Annotated in this window: 14 protein-coding genes; 3 read left to right on the top strand and 11 right to left on the bottom strand. The window is 37.4% G+C overall.

Going from position 1 to position 17,477, the window contains the following annotated elements:
• Position 1: 1 nt before the first annotated feature.
• The 11 genes from NBX25_RS05965 to NBX25_RS05915 form a co-directional block, all read right to left on the bottom strand.
• On the bottom strand, positions 2-2,212 hold the full coding sequence (locus tag NBX25_RS05965; protein WP_123860208.1) for a RelA/SpoT family protein: 2,211 nt from the start codon (positions 2,210-2,212) through the stop codon (positions 2-4).
• A 109-nt stretch (positions 2,213-2,321) separates the two neighbouring features.
• A complete protein-coding gene (locus tag NBX25_RS05960; RefSeq protein ID WP_250253084.1) occupies positions 2,322-2,687 on the bottom strand; it encodes a hypothetical protein in 366 nt (121 codons plus the stop codon).
• A 406-nt stretch (positions 2,688-3,093) separates the two neighbouring features.
• Complete coding sequence (gene acs, locus NBX25_RS05955) at positions 3,094-5,001, bottom strand: acetate--CoA ligase (RefSeq protein ID WP_250253083.1); 1,908 nt, start codon at positions 4,999-5,001, stop codon at positions 3,094-3,096.
• Positions 5,002-5,058: 57 nt separating this feature from the next.
• On the bottom strand, positions 5,059-6,945 hold the full coding sequence (locus tag NBX25_RS05950) for an AMP-binding protein (RefSeq protein ID WP_250253082.1): 1,887 nt from the start codon (positions 6,943-6,945) through the stop codon (positions 5,059-5,061).
• 66 nt (positions 6,946-7,011) lie between these two features.
• Complete coding sequence (locus NBX25_RS05945) at positions 7,012-7,371, bottom strand: response regulator transcription factor (RefSeq protein ID WP_123860212.1); 360 nt, start codon at positions 7,369-7,371, stop codon at positions 7,012-7,014.
• A 9-nt stretch (positions 7,372-7,380) separates the two neighbouring features.
• A complete protein-coding gene (locus NBX25_RS05940; protein WP_250253081.1) occupies positions 7,381-10,083 on the bottom strand; it encodes an ATP-binding protein in 2,703 nt (900 codons plus the stop codon).
• On the bottom strand, positions 10,076-10,270 hold the full coding sequence (locus tag NBX25_RS05935; protein WP_123908178.1) for a hypothetical protein: 195 nt from the start codon (positions 10,268-10,270) through the stop codon (positions 10,076-10,078). The genes NBX25_RS05940 and NBX25_RS05935 overlap by 8 nt, the downstream gene beginning before the upstream one ends.
• Before the next feature lie 66 nt (positions 10,271-10,336).
• Entirely contained in the window at positions 10,337-10,564 is a 228-nt protein-coding gene (locus NBX25_RS05930) for a DUF6814 family protein (protein ID WP_123860215.1), read from the bottom strand.
• 43 nt (positions 10,565-10,607) lie between these two features.
• Positions 10,608-12,188, bottom strand: a complete 1,581-nt coding sequence (locus tag NBX25_RS05925; protein ID WP_123908177.1) for an MFS transporter — start codon at positions 12,186-12,188, stop codon at positions 10,608-10,610.
• Between the two features lie 251 nt (positions 12,189-12,439).
• The gene (locus NBX25_RS05920) at positions 12,440-13,819 is read right to left on the bottom strand and encodes a porin (RefSeq protein WP_123908176.1); all 1,380 of its coding nucleotides are present in this window, start codon (positions 13,817-13,819) and stop codon (positions 12,440-12,442) included.
• Positions 13,820-14,045: 226 nt separating this feature from the next.
• Positions 14,046-14,462 carry an IS1/IS1595 family N-terminal zinc-binding domain-containing protein gene (locus tag NBX25_RS05915; RefSeq protein WP_123908175.1) on the bottom strand — a complete coding sequence of 139 codons (417 nt, stop codon included), beginning with the start codon at positions 14,460-14,462 and terminating at the stop codon, positions 14,046-14,048.
• 160 nt (positions 14,463-14,622) lie between these two features.
• On the opposite strand from NBX25_RS05915, the gene NBX25_RS05910 reads away from it, so the two are divergent.
• Genes NBX25_RS05910 through argC form a run of 3 tightly spaced genes read left to right on the top strand, consistent with a single transcriptional unit; the run spans position 14,623 to position 17,449 of the window.
• A complete protein-coding gene (locus NBX25_RS05910; protein WP_228412845.1) occupies positions 14,623-15,261 on the top strand; it encodes a GNAT family N-acetyltransferase in 639 nt (212 codons plus the stop codon).
• Positions 15,233-16,429 carry an argininosuccinate synthase gene (argG, locus tag NBX25_RS05905; protein WP_123908174.1) on the top strand — a complete coding sequence of 399 codons (1,197 nt, stop codon included), beginning with the start codon at positions 15,233-15,235 and terminating at the stop codon, positions 16,427-16,429. The genes NBX25_RS05910 and argG overlap by 29 nt, the downstream gene beginning before the upstream one ends.
• 54 nt (positions 16,430-16,483) lie before the next feature.
• Complete coding sequence (gene argC / locus NBX25_RS05900; RefSeq protein ID WP_250253079.1) at positions 16,484-17,449, top strand: N-acetyl-gamma-glutamyl-phosphate reductase; 966 nt, start codon at positions 16,484-16,486, stop codon at positions 17,447-17,449.
• Positions 17,450-17,477: the final 28 nt, after the last annotated feature.

Raw genomic sequence — 17,477 nt, 5'->3', positions numbered from 1 at the left:
TTTATGATTGTAGTCGTCTCACCCTGGAGACTCCATTAATATTCTTGAGCTTCTTGAAGGTTTCCTCCAATTGCCCCTTATTTTTAACTTCAAGATTGATATTTCCGGTGAAAACGCCGTTGTTGGATTCAATAGACATACTTTTCATGTCCATTCCCATACTCCCACTAATGACTGTGGTAATGTCATTAATCATTCCCATTCTGTCAAGACCTTCGATTTCAATTTTCACTCGGTTTTTGAAACTTTCTTCGTTCACCCATTTGGCAGGAATGACACGGTAGTCATATTGTGCTCTAAGATTAATGGCATTCGGACAGTTATCACTGTGTACCTTGATTCCATCAGAAATAGTGATAAATCCGAAGATCTTGTCTCCCGGAATTACAGTACAGCATTTTGCATAGGTGTAATTCAGTTTTTCCTCATCTTTTCCAAAGACGATCATATCAAGGTTTTGCTCTTTCGGTTCCTCGAAGTTAACGCTTTTAGATGGAGACTTCCTGAATCTTGAAAGTAAGTTGTTGAATACGTTCTTACTTTCAATGTATTTTCTTAAGCTGCTTACATCCAGTTCATTGCTTTGGAATTTAAGGAAAAGTTCCTGAGAAGATTTTAAGTTAAAAAACTTTTGTAATTTATTAATTTCTTCATCATTAAAATTGATTTTCGCATGACGAAGTTTTCTTTGTAAAATTTCTTTTCCTTCTTCTACCAGTTGATTTTTCTGGGAATTCAGGTAGCTTTTAATCTTTGATTTAGCTTTCGAAGTGACAACGAACTCCAGCCAGTCAGATTTAGGTTTCTGATTCTGAGAAGAAAGGATATCGATCTGATCACCATTTTGTAGAATATAGGAAATAGGAACCAATTTTCCATTGATTTTGGCCCCCAAACACTTCATTCCCAGGTCAGAGTGGACGGAAAAGGCAAAGTCCAGAGCGGTTGCATTAGTTGGTAGAATTTTAATTTCTCCTTTTGGCGTAAACACAAATACTTCTTTGGAATAAAGATTCAGTTTGATATTATCCAAAAGTTCGGAAGTAGACAGGTTTTGCTGCTGCTCAAGCACTTCACGGATCTCCGTAACCCATTTTTCAAAATTACGATCATCAGAACTTTGCTTATAGCCTTCCTTGTATTTGTAATGAGCAGCCACCCCTTTTTCAGCGATCTCATCCATTCGTTCTGAACGGATCTGTGCTTCAATCCATTTTTTATCTGGGCCAAGAACGGTCAGGTGCAAACTTTCATATCCTGTAGAACGGGGTTGGGTAATCCAGTCACGCATTCTTGATGGGTTACTGTGATAAACATCCGTTACAATGGAATAAATCTTCCATGCCAGGAATTTTTCGTTTTTAGCATCCGATTTATAGATAATTCTGATCGCATAGTTGTCAAAAACTTCTTCAAAAGAAACTCCCTGCTTCAGCATTTTTCTGTAAATGGAAGAAATAGCTTTTGCACGTCCTTTGATGGTGAAATTTAAACCTTCTTCTTTCAGTCGTTCAGAAACTTCAGTTTTGAATTCTTCAATATATCTTTCGCGGCTTTCTTTGGCCAATTCCAATTTCTCCGTGATTTCATTGTATACCTCAGGATTATTGTATTTTAGGGAAAGGTCTTCCAGCTCGGATTTGATATTATATAACCCAAGACGGTGAGCCATCGGAGCATAGATATAAACCGTTTCTGAAGCGATTTTTTTCTGCTTGTCCGGAGCCATACTTTCCAATGTCCGCATATTGTGAAGACGGTCTGCAATTTTGATCAGAATAACCCTGAAATCCTCAGACAGTGTCAGCAACAGTTTTCTGTAGTTTTCTGACTGTACAGAGATATTCTGATGATTCATGATGGATATTTTGGTTAATCCATTCACGATATTGGCGATTTTTTCCCCAAAGATTTTTTTCAGATCTTCATAGGTATAGTCAGAATCCTCAATCACATCATGAAGCAATGCACAGGCAATGGAAGTTGCGCCCAAGCCAATTTCTGTCGCTACAATTTTGGCTACAGCGATAGGATGGTAAATGTAAGGCTCCCCGGATTTTCTCCTTTGGTCCTTATGAGCATCCAATGCAATATCGAATGCTTTCCGGATAAGTTTGTTATTTTCCTCATCCAGCGTTCTGTAGGTGTTAGAAATCAGATCCTTATATCTGGCAAGGATCTCTTTATTCTCTTGTTCTAAATCGTAACTCATTTGTGCAGATGCCTATAATTAAACGAAAATACGAAAATTTTTACTTTTTTCAAACATAAAAAATCCGCAGTATGTACTACGGATTTTCGGTTATTAAGTTTTATGTCGTTTAGAATTTCACTTCTGAATTCATGCCGTCACTGGACGTTTTAATTTTAATATCAGGACTGTTATGGATTTCGGCCCTGTTTCTGGCATCGATATACTTTTTTATGGTATCATAATTTGCCTGATCAATGCTCATATTTTCGAAGAAATAAGTCTTTATAACTGCATTTTGCGTGAAAATGCTCCGGGCACTATCTGCCTGGCTGCTATCCTTTACCGCCACACTTGCCAGGTATTGGGGGTTACTCGCTTCACTGTTAAGGTATACAATGTAATCTGAACTAGGAATTCCTGAATTTTCCAGATCACTTTCAAGCTTTTTGTAATCGCTATGGTGCTCAAATAGCCCAGCTAATATATTCGACATAATTAATGGGTTTTAAAGTTCTGATTAAAGTTAATAAAAATTTTCTTATTTTTTTGATGTATAGCCAAAAAAAAATATCTATTAATATTTTATCTATAGTGTAATGCTAAATTATTTGAAGATATCTATTGAACATGTGTTTAAATTTATAAAACTGATAATTTTTTTAAATCACTTCAGGAGTCTGTAATGATTTATGAAGTGCCCTGATGAAATAGGCTGCGAACATGTTTTATTATTTAACTCTAACTTTCTAATATGAATTACTTATTACTCAGGCAGATTTGGCAGACAGTTCGGGTTTAAAATCTACAGATTATATTTTATAATCTATCGTTCTTTCTATAGATAAAAAAAGACCATTTCGTATAGAAATGATCTTTTTGTTTTACTATTTGAGATTCGATTAAATTCTTTCGTTTTTAATTTCATCTACAATTTCCGGATTTAGTAATGTGCTGATATCTCCAAAGTTGCTAAAGTCTCCCTCTGCAATTTTCCTAAGAATTCTACGCATAATCTTACCGGAACGTGTTTTTGGTAGCCCGGAAACAAACTGTATCTTGTCCAGCTTGGCAATTGGCCCAATCTGATCGGAAATCAACTGATTGATTTCTTTCTTAAGATTTTCCTTATCACGACCTTCGCCGGTTTCTTTAAGCGTCACATAGCCATATAAAGCATTTCCTTTGATGTCATGTGGATAACCTACGATGGCAGATTCCGCAACGGCAGGGTGTTGGTTGATGCTGTCTTCAATAGGAGCAGTACCTAAATTGTGTCCGGAAACAATGATGACATCATCAACACGGCCGGTAATTCTGTAGTAGCCTACTTCGTCTCTCAAAGCGCCATCTCCTGTAAAATATTTTCCAGGGAAAGCGGTAAAGTAGGTTTCTTTATATCTTTGATGGTCACCCCAGATTGTTCTTGCGATTCCCGGCCATGGAAACCGGATGCATAAGTTTCCGGTTACTTGATTTCCAGTAATTTCATTACGCTTATCATCCATCAAAACGGGTTGGATTCCCGGTAGAGGAAGAGTAGCATAAGTAGGTTTGGTAGGAGTTACAAAAGGAAGTGGGGAAATCATGATTCCTCCCGTTTCGGTTTGCCACCAGGTATCGACGATCGGACATTTCTTTTTTCCTACGTGATCGTTAAACCAATGCCATGCTTCATCATTGATAGGTTCTCCTACGGATCCGATTACTTTCAAAGAGCTCAGATCATGTTTGTCTACCCATTCAGTGCTTTCTTTAGCTAAAGAACGAATAGCAGTAGGAGCGGTATAGAATTGGGTGATCTTATGTTTTTCAATCACTTCCCAGAAACGATCCGGTTCAGGATAGGTTGGGACTCCCTCGAAAATAACAGTAGTAGCTCCATTCAATAATGGTCCGTAAAGAATGTAAGAGTGGCCTGTGATCCAACCAATATCTGCGGTACACCAATAGATATCGTTTTCTTTATAATTAAATACATTTTTGAAGGTATAAGCGGTATAGACCATGTATCCGGCACAGGTATGAAGCATTCCCTTTGGTTTTCCAGTAGAACCGGAAGTGTAAAGAATAAAAAGCGGATCTTCAGAATCCATAATAACGGTTACGAAATCAGGGGAGGCTTTTTCATACAGATCTGCAAGCCAATGATCTCTTTCTTCCTTCATCTTGATTTCATTATGAGTTCTCTTCACCACCAAAACTTTTTCAATAGTTGGTGTTTTTTCCAATGCTTCATCCACAATACTTTTCAGATCCAGAACTTTACTTCCTCTATAACTTCCATCTGAAGTGATTATCATTTTAGCTTCACAATCATTCACCCTTGACGATACGGCAGAGGCAGAAAATCCGGCAAAAATAACAGAATGAACAGCTCCTAGTTTGGCACAAGCCAGCATGGTAACAGCCAACTCCGGAATCATTGGAAGGTAGATGCAAACTCTGTCCCCTTTTTCAATACCCATATCCTTTAAAACATTAGCTGTTTTATTAACACGGGTGTACAATTCGTTGTATGAAATATGCTGAGCCTCTTCTTTAGGATCATTCGGTTCCCAGATAATGGCTGTTTTATCTCCTCTTATGGCGAGATGTCTGTCCAGACAGTTTTTGGTGATATTAAGTTTGGCATTTTTAAACCATTCGATTTTAGCTTCATTCATATCGTACTTAACAACCTTGCTCCATCTCTGATACCACACAAAATTTTGATCAGCTACCTTATCCCAGAATTTCTTCGGATTTTTGATAGATTTTTTGTAATCTTCAAAGTATTGTGGTAAATCTTCTATTAAGTAATTTCTCATATCCCTTTCGTTTTTTGAAATTTGAATTGTATTTTAAATATATGTTTAATTTTTCGCTTACCCCCTATATTCCCTGATCTTTTCCTGGATTTCTTCAATGATTTTTTCATCATCAATGGTAGACGGAATCTGAAAATCTTTCCCGTCCAGCAATGTTCTGATAAGCTTTCTTAAAATCTTTCCGGATCGGGTTTTGGGTAATCTTTTGACAACCATTGTGTTTTTTAAAAAAGCTACAGCGCCAATCTTTTCACGAACCATCTGAATGATATTTTTTTCGATGTTCTCTTCGGTAATGGAGGAACCATTTTTTAGAACCACCGTTGCAAACGGAACCTGTCCTTTTAAATCATCATCAATTCCCACCACGGCACATTCCGCAACATCAGGATGTGAAGAAACAATTTCTTCCATTTCTGAGGTGGAAAGTCGATGGCCGGCTACATTGATGACGTCATCCACTCTTCCCGTGATGAAAATATAGCCATCTTCATCCTGTATAGCTCCGTCACCAGAAAAATAATATCCTTTGTATTGGGATAAATAGCTGTTTTCAAATCGATCATAATCCTTCCAGATTCCTAGCATAGCTCCTGGTGGAAGAGGCAACTTTATGACTAAATAACCTTCGTGGTGCGGATCCAGCTCTAATCCGTTTTCATCAAAAATTTTGATGTCATATCCTGGAATAGGTTTTCCTGCAGAAGCTCTTTTGATGTTGTAATTGTCGTCAAATGTTAATAAGCCGAGCATTGGCCATCCGGACTCTGTCTGCCACCAGTGATCAATAGCTGGGACCCCGATATGCTCACCAAACCAGTCCAAAGTAGCTACATCACATCGTTCCCCGGCAAGGAACTGCTTTTTGAAATGAGACAGATCATATTTTTTTACCAGTTCACCATTGGGGTCTTCTTTTTTTATTGCTCTGATAGCGGTGGGAGCTGTAAACATAACAGAAACTTTATATTCAGAGATAATTCTCCAAAAAGTGCCTGCATCAGGTGTCATAATAGGTTTTCCTTCAAAAATAATCGTTGTATTTCTATTGAGGAGCGGCCCATAAACAGAATAACTGTGTCCAACAGCCCAACCGAAATCAGAGGCAGCCCAATAGGTTTCGCCGGGTTCAACACCATACATGTATTTCATGGAGAACTTTAATGCTGTGGCATAGCCGCCCGTGTCACGAACAATCCCTTTAGGTTTTCCTGTAGTTCCGGAAGTATAAAGCAGATAGAGTGGGTGAGTGGATTCTATAGAAACACAGTCAATAGGAGCTGATTTTTGAACCAATTCTTCATAATCAATCAGTCCATCAAACATTTCATCCCGATTATCTACTAATTTTCTGTCGTAAACGATAATGTTGTCTACTTTATCCTGTGCCAATTCAATGGCCTTTTCTACCAATGGAAGATAAGGGATTCTTTTGGCGATCTCTATTCCTGCGGTTGCCGTGATTAAAACTTTAGGCTTACAGTCATCAATTCTTACCACCAGCTCATGAGGAGCGAATCCGCCAAAAACCACATTATGAATAACGCCAATTCTTGCGCAGGCAAGCATAGCAAAAAGGGTTTGTGGGATCATCGGCATATAAATAACCGCTGTGTCACCCTTTTTTAGTCCTAAAGAAGCTAATCCGCCAGCTAATTTTGATATTTCTTCCTTGGCCTGATTGAATGTATATATTCTCTTTTGACCCGTAACCGGAGAATCATAAACAATAGCATTCTGATCGCCAAAACCATCTTCAATATGTTTGTCAATACATAAATAACACATATTAAGCTTTCCATCAGCAAACCACTGTGGATAGTCGTTGGGGTCTTTTGATAGGATTTGTTGAGGGAATTGAAACCATTGTATAGCTTCGGCCTGCTTTTTCCAAAATTTTTCTTTGTCTTCTATGCTTTGTTTAAATAGAGTATCTGAATCCATAGTAATAATCGTGTGTTTGGTGTTTTTTTTGCTTCTTCTTGTCAAAGTGAGATGCTTCTTGTCTCCCTAAAACATCTCCTCAATCTGCTGCATCAGTTTTTTAATAGAATAGGGTTTTGTTACATAAGCATCGGCGCCCATTTCAAGCCCTTTTTCAATATCTCTTGGATTGTTTTTCGCGCTCAGGAAGATCACCTTTGTATTTTTCATTTTTTCATCCTGTTTGATGAGGTCTAACGTGCTGTAACCGTCAAGATTCGGCATCATGATATCGAGAAGGATCACATCCGGAACCATGGTTTTTAAAAACTCCAGAACCTCCGTTCCATCACGGGCAATATAAACGTCATAACCGTTCTTTTTAAAACTATATTCCAGTGACATTAATATTTTGTGTTCATCATCCGCAATGATTATCTTTTTCATAAAGGTTTTTTAAAGGTGTTCAACTTCATTTTTAATCTCTTTTGTTATACTGTCAGGAAGGCTGATGGTAAAAGTTACTCCAAGACCGCTGTTTTCTGCTTTTATACTTCCGTTGTGGGCTTGTATTATTTTCTTGGAAATGGCAAGGCCAAGTCCGCTTCCTGTAGGTTTTAAAATATTTTGATTTTTGGATTGATAAAACTTGTCAAAAATCATTTCCAGATCCTCTTCCGGGATGTGCTTTCCGGTATTGAAAATGGTAATTACCAATTGATTTTCCTTTTCAAATAATTTAGTTTGTATCGTTCCCTGTTCATCCGTAAATTTTAAGGCATTTCCCCATATATTCTGAAGCAATTGAATCATTCTGGCTTCATCATACTCAAATATAACCCGATTCAGGAGATTGACCTCACTTAAATGAATGTTTTTCTGTTGTATCAGGTGGAGGAGGGGGCTTAATGCTTTTTTATAGGTTTCAAGAATGTTATTTTGTTGGATACTTAATAAGATTTCACCATGTTGAAGCTTATCAAGATAAAGAATATCGTTGATGATTTCACTTAATCTGTCAGATTCGGTGATGATATTGTTTAAAAACTCCTGTTTAATTTCAAAAGGAATGTCATCATCATCAGCCAGTATTTCCCCGGCTGAGCGGATCGCTGTGATGGGAGTTCTCAGTTCATGGGCAACAGAATCCAGAAAATCATCTTTTTGACGGTCTTTAACGATTAAGTTTTCATTGGCTGTTCTAAGGTCATTAGAGAGCTTTTGTAATTCTTCAGACTGTTCTGTAAGTTTTTTGTTTAAGCTGATGTTCTCTTTGGATTCTTCAAGGATATTCAAAACTTCCTTCAGAGATATTTTATCTTCTTTGGTGACGCCTTCAATCAAAATTTTAGCTGAAGCCGTCCCGATTCGTCCTGCCAGAAGGTTTTCCGAGAATTTGATGAATCTTGAATCGGCAGTCTCTGTTTTAGAATCAATATTATATTTTAAATTGAAAATTCTCAAGGCCTGTTCGGTCTTGTTTTTACCTAAAAATCTCTCCAGTATATTTTGAATGTCAGAGATGTAGGCTGTTCCTCTCCAGATAAAAGCATTTTCATGATTCTGAATGTATTTGTCGATATCTACATACAGTTCGGCAAAGTTTCTTTCACGGTAATTTCCTTTGGTACTCACAGAAATAATGGTAAATAAACCTGTATTCACCAGCATTGACCAAAAAAATATTTGCGGAATCCTTGCCAGATAAGGAATGGTGAAGAAATTGAAAGAATTGTACATATCTCTTAAAACTCCTTTGAGTTCCTGGTTGTATGAGAAATAATACTGCGGGATGATTAATCCGAAATAGCAGATGGCTAATCCTGCAACAAGACCAATCACTGCGCCTTTGTAGCTTCCTCTTCTCCAGAATATAGCGCCGAAAAAGGCAGGTGCAAGCTGTGCAATGACTACAAACGAGATTAATCCAACAGAATCCAGTGATGTTTTTAAAATGAAATATTTATAGAACACAAAAGCCATGATAATCAGTGCGAAAATGCTGAATTTCCTAATGTTGGTGATACTTCTTGTATTTTGTGTTTCATTTTCAGATTTCAGTTTTCCAAGCAAACCATAAGGAATGATAAGGTTGTTAGAAAGCATAATGGATAAGGTGATGGCCGAAATAATAATCATGGAAATACATGAACTCAATCCGCCAAGGAAAACCAAAACGGTGATTAAAGTATTGTCAAAATGCTGCGGAATTAAAATAGAGTAGAATTCAGGGTTTACCTTTTCTCCATCAAAGATCAGTCTTCCGCCCCATGCAATCGGAAAAATGAATATAGTGAAGGTCAATAAATAAAGCGGAAAAAACCAGATGGCTGTTCTGATATGCTTTTCCTGTCTGTTCTCAACAATCGCTGTGTGAAACTGTCTGGGTAATATGCAGATTGCTGTTGCTGAGATCATGCACAGAACCATCCAGTTCATGGCTCCTTCAATCCCATTAAATGTATTTTTTTCTTTAAAATCCTCAAAATGACTGGCTTTCTGATAAATATCTGTAAACCCGTCAAAAACATAATAGATCACAAAAAAGCCAAGAATGATAATAAAGAATAGCTTTAAAAAGCTCTCCAGGGCAATGGCAGAGATGATTCCCAGTCGTTTTTCCGAAGCATCTACATATCTCGTTCCATAATAGGAAGAAAACAAAGCGATTAGAACAACAACAAATGTGGCATTATCGGTCAGGATATCCTTTGACATAGGAGTTTCCGTTACCAGATGGAAGGTTTCAGATATGGCTTTGATCTGTAATCCGATGTAAGGAACAATTGCTAACAGGCAGACAATCGTAATGATAGCACCCAGACTTCTACTGTTTCCATATCGTAACGAGATGAAATCTGCAAGACTGCTTATTTTATTAACCCTGGCGATTCTTACAATCCTTGTATTGATATAGATCCAGGCAGGGATAATCATGGCAGGGCCAATATAAATAGGTAAATAATTTAATCCGCTTGTAGCAGCTACACCAATGCTTCCGTAGTAAGTCCATGCTGTACAATACACAGCAAGAGACAATGCATAAATGTAAGGATTGTTGATCCAGAACTTACTTCTTTTCTTCTCTGCCAGGTGAGCAACTAAGAACAGAAGAGCCAGATAAAACAGAACCACAAAAAATAATGCAATACTACTCATTGTATTTTTTTACAATTACAAAGGAAATTATGATAGAGATCATCCAGACAGCGAACAGGTAGATAAGGAACATGGGATATCCAAACACTTCTTTTTCACTGTTGAAAAGCAGCGAAATAGGGATGCTGAAGGCAATCATCAGTCCAATACTCAGGATAACCAGTTTTTGTTCGTGTCTCTTTTTCATAAATGATGATGGATAAAAGATAATTGATGAACAGTATTATTCACCAATTACCTTTATCTTTTATAATTATATTTTTTCGTCAGAATATTCTCCGGTTAAGGAATAGTAACCAAAAACAGCCATTCCGCCTGAGATAATCGGCATCAGTACAAACATAATGATGATTCCGAAAACCAAATCTTCCTGTTTTCCTGAAGTGATCTTGGGGATTCCCATTACCGTAATTCCAAAATACCCTACGACCACTGCTATTGCGATCCAAAGTATACCTAATATTTTTTTTAGTCCGTTCATTTTAGTAGTTTTAAAATTAATAAAAATTTGAGTGATTCAGTGATTAATCGTGAAGATTATTGTTCTTATTTTTAAGATAAATTAATCCGATAATCAAACAGACTGCGGCCACTCCAATCGGATACCATAATCCTTCCAGATACCATGTGGCATGTCCGGCTTCTTTTCCGGTGGTTACAAGATAAGTAGCTACGGCAGGAAGAAGTCCTCCAAATACCCCATTTCCAATGTGATAAGGCAAGGACATCGAGGTGTAACGGATTCTTACCGGGAACATTTCAACAAGGAACGCAGCAATGGGACCGTAAACCATGGTTACAAAGATGACCTGGATGAATACCATGAATACCAAATACCATTTTGTGCTGTCACTTACTTTTACCGATTGTGAAACCTTTGGTTCTTCAGCTTTTCCCTCTTTCATAACCGGACCGCTTGGTGACCAGTGAACGATGCTGTCTTTTTTTATTAAAGTACCATCGGTGAAAAGTGTTTCTTTATGGAAGGTAACAAGGCTGTCTGTTGCAATATCCTTGTGAATTTTTGCCGTTCTCTTTTCTGTAATTCCGTTGGTGGCAACTGTTTTATTTTCAAGGCTGACGCTTTTGAACATAGTGTCGTAAATAGGTCTGTAAGCTAAAATAGCAATCAGCATTCCGGTCATCATCACCGCTTTTCGTCCGATTTTATCTGACAGCCAACCGAAAAATACAAAGAAAGGAGTTCCTAAAAACAAAGCGGTTGCCATTAAATAATCTACCTGCGTAGAATCAATATTCATTACTTTTTGCATGAAGCTCATGGCGTAGAATTGTCCGGTATACCAGATTACCCCTTGTCCCATAGCTGCTCCAAAAAGGGCAAGCAAAACGAATTTGAAGTTGAATTTATTACCAAAACTCTCTTTTAAAGGATTTTTAGAAGTTTTGCCTTCACTTTTTGCCTTGGCAAAAAGCGGAGATTCTTTCATGTTTTTTCTGATGATATATGAAACACCTACCATTAAAATGGAAATCCAGAAAGGAATTCTCCAACCCCAACCATCGAATTCTTCCGGAGAAAGGGTGGTCTTTGTGATTAAAATAACAATTAGTGAAATGAAAAGTCCTGCGGTGGCTGTAGTTTGGATCCATGAAGTCCAGTAACCTCTTCGATGTGGTTGTGCATATTCTGCTACATAGGTTGCGGCTCCTCCATATTCACCCCCAAGAGCAAGTCCTTGTAATAATCTTAGGATTAAAACCAAAACCGGAGCAAGGAACCCGATGGTTTCATAACTTGGGATACATCCGATCAGGAACGTGGAAAATCCCATAATGAGTAGCGTGACGAGGAAAGTATATTTTCTTCCGATAATGTCACCCAATCTTCCGAAGAATAAAGCCCCAAAAGGTCTTACCACAAATCCTGCGGCAAAAGTAGCTAAAGTAGACAAAAATGCTGCTGTCGGATTGTCAGCCGGGAAAAACTTGGTCGCTAAAACGATGGCTAAACTTCCAAAGATATAGAAGTCATACCATTCTATCAATGTTCCGAGGGATGAGGCGGTGATCACACTCCAAATAGTGCGGTTTTTCTGCCTGTCGGTCATATTTTCGTAGCTTTCGTGATGATTTTCGCTCATATTGATTAGTTTTTGATGTTAATAGAAAATGGAATAGTGAGGCGTTTTATTCTTAATATCTTATTCCTATGACTCTGTCATTCTGAATACAGATTGAAGGTCTGCGAACGTAGTTCAGAAGTGAAATGAAGAATCTAAGCGATATTATGAGATTCTTCCTTCGTCAGAAATCGAAGATTCGACGTAGTCAATGAAAGTGATGTAAAATTGTATTGAGCCACTATAATTTTTATAGCCTTAGTGTATTCAGATTATAAATAGATCTGGAATTGTACAATGAATTCTCCTTTTGAAGATGGGCTTTCAGAAGGACTTGTGTAAACCGGTCTTGTAGAATATTGCGTAGTGATTTTTGCATGATGTCCATCAATAAACCAATTGGCTCCAACATCAAACTGAGAAGATGATTTATCAAAAGCTTCAAAGTTTTTATGAGTATAAGCTGCAAAAGGTTGTATTCTGATCTTTGGCTTTTCTGCCTGACTTGGTAACAGTAAACCAGCCTGTGCGTAGATAATATTGCCTGTTCCGATGGTGGGTTGTAGATTTCCTGGCCCTGCGATGGCTTTGTTGCCAATGAAATTAGGATCTGTTGCTGCAATGTTCATTGTTCCTAGATTTCTTACATAGTTTGGACCGAAATTGTAATTATAATATCCTGCGTAAGCCGAAACGGCCATTTTGTTTTTTGCTTCTCCTAAAGGAATATCTGCGAAAGCATCTACTGCGAAAAGAGTAATGTCGTGTTTTTCAACATTTGAATTTACGGAAGTTCTGGTGCCGTCTGCCTGATGATAAAACCCGGCTCCTACATTGAAAACCTTTTTTGTTCCCAAATAAGACCCTACTTTGAAGGGTAGTGTGTTGGATTCCTCATCAAGAAATTGATATTCCACATATCCTGCTTTTGAGAAACTTGGATTTCCATTATTGTCTACGGCTACAGCTTTTGATGGATCGGTTACGTTGGCAGGAGCAAGATCTGTAGCAAAAGGTTTATTTAAACTAAAACGATACTCTAGTTTTCCGTATTTCCCCTTGGCGAACATTCCGATTTGTCTTCCAAACTGATCCGAATTATCAATTAATGGCCAGGAGAATACCGGAGAATCTACCGTAAGGAAATTAAGAGTGGAGGCCATGGTCATACGGGAAAGTCCCATGTAATAATGAAGTCCGGCTCCTAAAGATAAACTGAATTTTCCTGCTTCTCCAGGTAAAATAACTGCGTATTCATTCCAGGCGTCATGAAAAAACATCTGGGTTTTCTTTCCGTTTCCATACCCTCCTGTTCCTGAAGTACCTGTAGCACCTCCGTTAATGAAAGTCTGATTATTGATCCCAAAATGAAGAAGAATCATATATCGTTTGGAGATTTGTGCATATGTTAAAGCGCGTAATCGTCTGTTTCCCAGGTTCCATGTGTTGTCTGTTGGTTCATTTCCAACCATGCTTCCGGGATTCATTGCGCTGTTTCTTAGCCACAGCTGATCCCATAAAATAAATCTGATGAATTTGTCTCCCTCAGGATTGAGGTTTATTTTTAATCCACTGCCGTAATCAGGAGAACCCTGCGAATACATAGATCCGCTAATTAAGGCTACTCCAATGAATGTAAGTAATTTCTTCATAAATTATCAATTTTTGGCGTTGTTTTTTGTGAAAGCCAAATTGGAATTAATAATTTATTTACGAAAATTTAATATATATTAGTGGTAATAGTATAGTTATAATTCGATACCTGTTGCGTGCTCCGCATTTTGTGTTTCTGTTTTTTGGAAGTTTTTTATTTTAACCTGTTGATATTTAGTAGTTTTTTGTATCCTCACAACGCACTATGAATCTCGTACCTTAAAATTACTTCTTAAATCTTTCCCATTTAATCAACATATATTTATCTGCAAACTGAGTAATAATAATCCCTGAGTTTTTGATATTGTCCTCCTGAGCAATGTATTCAATTAATTCATTTTGTTTCAGTATTTTATATACAGGATGGAATTCGGAATGAGGAGGTCTTGTAATATTATATTTTTTGATCCATGAACTTATCGTGACATGGGAAACTCCTATAATTCTTTCGATTTCACGGTAGCTTAGCCCTTCAAGATAGAGCTGTAATGCTTTGGTGACATAATAGTCATCAATCTGTTTTCCCAGTTTTTTAACAGTAAAATAATAGTTGCAGCTCTTGCAGAGAAACCTTTGTTTTTCATTAACGATACCACTTTTAACTACTTTGTTACTCTTGCATTTAGGGCATATATTTTCCATAGCTATATTATTTTAGCAAATATATAATAAATTAGCAAATATACATTTTTCAATAAAGATAATTTTACCTGTGTAATTTTTTAAAACAAAAAAAATATCTTTTTTATTTGCATTCTAAAGAAAATATATTTTAAATTTGCCAAAAAAATTAGATAAATAAATGGAAATAGAAATTTCCTCATGCGAACATCTAATGTATGTGAGTGAAATACAGCAGGAAATGTATGATTCTGCACAGCGCAGAGGAACGGGAATCGCAAAACGTTCCATAGAATATTTGAGTAAGAAGATTTCAGAGGGCAATGCTGTGGTAGCCACTGAAAACGGTGAGTGGGTAGGCTTCTGTTATATAGAGACCTGGTCACATGGGAAGTTTGTGGCTAATTCGGGATTGATTGTATCTCCCAAATTCAGGCATGGTGGAGTAGCTACTCAGATTAAGCATAAAGTTTTCCAGTTATCTAGAGAAAAATATCCGGAAGCAAAAGTATTCGGATTAACAACAGGTCTTGCGGTAATGAAAATCAACAGTGATTTAGGATACAAGCCGGTCATTTATTCTGAACTGACTCAGGATGAGGAGTTCTGGAGCGGTTGTAAGAACTGTGTGAATTATGAAATTTTAATGAAAAAGGAACGTAAAAACTGCCTTTGTACAGCGATGCTTTTCGTTCCTGAAAATGTGAAAAAAGATAAGGTTGTAAACAATCAGCCTGATAATAATAAAGTAAACAGTGTTGTGAATGAGCAACCAGAAATTAAATATTGCAATGAACAAGAAAGTCATCTTAGCGTTTAGTGGAGGTTTAGATACTTCCTACTGTGCAAAATATCTTAGTGAGACTCTAGGGTATGATGTGTATGCGGTTACTGTAAATACCGGAGGTTTTTCCAAAGAAGAAGAAAAAGAACTGGAAAGAAAAGCTTTAAACCTTGGGGTAAAAGAGTACAGGTGCGTAGATGCTCAGGAAGATTATTACAATTCTTGCGTGAAGTATTTAATTTTCGGAAATGTGCTGAAAAATAACACATATCCTCTTTCTGTAAGTGCTGAACGTACGATTCAGGCGCAGGAAATTGCAAAATATGCCATTGAAGTGGGAGCAGATGCTATTGCCCATGGAAGTACAGGAGCTGGGAACGATCAGGTTCGTTTTGATCTGATTTTTCAGGTGATGTGCCCAAATATTGAAATCATTACGCCGATCCGTGATATGGCTTTGTCCCGTGAAGAAGAAATTGAGTTTTTGAAAAGCCACGGATATGAAATGGAATTCCATAAAGCACAATATTCAGTGAATAAAGGACTTTGGGGAACTTCTGTAGGAGGGAAAGAGACTTTGACATCAAGAAACTATCTTCCGGAAGAAGCTTTTCCGTCTCAGGTTCAGGAAACTCAACCTTCAGCATTAGAAATTGAGTTTAAAAATGGAGAAGTGGTAACGGTAAATGGTGAGAGCTTTGAACATTCTGTATATGCTATCCAAAAAATAGAAGAGTTGGCTTCTGCATACGGAATCGGACGTGACATCCATGTAGGAGATACGATTGTAGGAATCAAAGGAAGAGTAGGATTTGAAGCGGCAGCAGCTTCAGTGATTATCAAAGCGCATCATTTATTGGAAAAACATACGCTTTCAAAATACCAGCAGATGATGAAATCTCAGTTGTCTGACTGGTATGGAAACTGGCTTCACGAAGCACTTTTCTTGGATCCTGTGATGAGGAATATTGAATCTTTCTTAACGGATTCTCAGAAAACAGTGAGCGGAAAAGTATTTGTAACCCTTCATCCATACCGATTTGTTTTAAACGGAATTGAATCCAATCACGATTTAATGTCGGATAAATTCGGAAGCTATGGAGAAGCTAACAGAGCGTGGACAGGAGAAGATGTAAAAGGATATACCAAGATTGTGAGTAATTCTTTAAATATATATCACCAGATTAACCAAAATATCAACTAGAGTTCCGAAAGAACGATTTAACAAAAGATAGGATATGGTCCTATCGATTAAAACATGAAAAAAACAGTAGGAATAGTTGGTGCCAACGGTTATACAGGAAGCGAGCTAATACGTTTGCTGGCTTTCCATCCCCATGTGACATTGAGTTTTTTATATAGTCGTTCGAATTCGGGAATAAGAATTTCTGATCTGTACCCGGATTTAACGACCGTTTGTGAACAGGTTCTGACGGATAAGCCTGAAGAGGTGGATATTCTTTTTCTATGTCTTCCTCATAAAGAAAGTCAGAATTGGTTAACTCAAAATCCGGTTAAAGAAGAAACGTTGGTTATTGATTTAGGAAATGACTTCCGTTTGGATGGAAATTTTGAAAACAGAAATTTTATCTACGGATTACCGGAAATCAATAAAAAACAACTGTCAGGTTCAAAAAGTATTGCCAATCCAGGATGTTTTGCTACAGCAATTCAATTGGCATTATTACCATTAGCTGAAAAGGAAGTTTTGGATGAGGTTTTCACAACAGGGATTACAGGATCTACAGGAGCGGGACAGTCTTTACAGGCAACCACACATTTTACCTGGAGAAATGATAATGTATCAGCTTATAAAACGTTGACTCATCAACATGTAGATGAAATTTTACAACAAATAGTTTTGTTTAATCATAAAAATGTCAGCCTGAATTTTGTACCATGGAGAGGGGATTTTGCAAGAGGGATTTTTACAAGTTCTACAATGAAAACAGATTTGGGACTTTCTGACATCTATCAATTGTATCAGGATTTTTATGCAGAAGCACCGTTTGTTACGGTAAGTGAAAAGGCAATTGATTTAAAGCAGGTTGTCAATACCAATCGCTGTGTGATCCAAATTGAAAAGAGTGGAAATGTTGCCGTTATTCACTCAGCGATTGACAATTTGTTGAAAGGAGCTTCAGGACAAGCTGTTCAGAATATGAATATTGCGATGGGCTGGGAAGAAAATACAGGCTTGAATCTGAAACCGATAGCATTTTAATGCACCAACTGATATTTATGGTGACTCG

This window comes from Chryseobacterium sp. Marseille-Q3244 (assembly GCF_940807095.1).
Lineage (GTDB): Bacteria > Bacteroidota > Bacteroidia > Flavobacteriales > Weeksellaceae > Chryseobacterium.
The sequence above is the reverse complement of the archived record's forward strand: the minus strand, read 5'-3'. Positions and strand labels throughout refer to the sequence as shown.